Annotated in this window: 2 protein-coding genes; one reads left to right on the top strand and one right to left on the bottom strand. The window is 70.5% G+C overall.

The genetic code is table 11. The features are described from left to right. Positions 1-248 (bottom strand): winged helix-turn-helix domain-containing protein (locus O3Q52_RS53630; protein ID WP_269655617.1); only part of this gene is annotated, 248 nt, incomplete at its 3' end. Between the two features lie 62 nt (positions 249-310). Between O3Q52_RS53630 and O3Q52_RS53625 the strand changes: the two genes are divergently transcribed. Continuing rightward, a complete protein-coding gene (locus O3Q52_RS53625) occupies positions 311-802 on the top strand; it encodes a carboxymuconolactone decarboxylase family protein (RefSeq protein WP_269655618.1) in 492 nt (163 codons plus the stop codon). Positions 803-903: the final 101 nt, after the last annotated feature.

Genomic DNA, 903 nt, shown 5'->3' with positions numbered 1-903 from the left:
TGCCGCGCGGTCAGCCAGCCCTCGGCCACGAGCTCGGCGTACGCGTCGGCGACCGTGTTGCGGGCCACGCCCAGGTCCGCGGCGAGCGAGCGGTACGGAGGGAGCCGGGTGCCCGGGGCGAGGCGCCCGCTGCGGACCGCCTCGCGCAGGGCACGGATCAGAGCGGCCCGGCGGCCACCCGGACCGGACAGTTCCAGATGCAGGTCGGCACCGATGCGCTCCGCAGAATTGACCCATGAATCTGCCATGGAAATGCACCCTACAGGGGGTCTTTCCGGCTCGTAGATTCATATGCATGACGACGAACACGATGAACACGACGCACGTGACGCACACGACGACGCACACCGCGGAGAACGCCCGGATCAACTTCGCGAAGGCCGCTCCGAAGGCCTTCCGAGCCCTCGTCGGCTTCGACATCGCGGCCCGAGAGGGCCTCGACCCCGCCCTCGTCGAACTGATCCAGATCCGCGCCTCGCACCTCAACCACTGCGCGTACTGCCTCCACATGCACACCAACGACGCGCGCAGGGCCGGCGAGTCCGAGGACCGGCTGCACATGGTCGCCGTGTGGCGCGAGGCACCGCACTTCTTCAGCGAGAAGGAGCGCGCGGCCCTCGCCCTGACGGAGGCCGTGACCCTGGTCGCCGACGGCGGCGTCCCGGACGACGTCTACGCCGAGGCCGCGGCCCGGTTCGACGAAAAGGAACTGGCCCAGGTGCTGGCACTGATCTTCGCGATCAACACCTGGAACCGGGTCGCCCTGGCGACGGCGAAGAGGGCGGGGACGGACGAACGCTGAAGAGCGGGAGTCGAGCGGGGGGCGGTGGGCGGTGGACCGCCGGCTGACGGGCGGGCGGTGGGCTGCAGGCGTCGGTGCCGGTTACGCGGTCATCGGGCGGT

The organism is Streptomyces sp. ActVer, assembly GCF_027270795.1.
Classification (GTDB): domain Bacteria; phylum Actinomycetota; class Actinomycetes; order Streptomycetales; family Streptomycetaceae; genus Streptomyces; species Streptomyces umbrinus_A.
The sequence above is the reverse complement of the archived record's forward strand: the minus strand, read 5'-3'. Positions and strand labels throughout refer to the sequence as shown.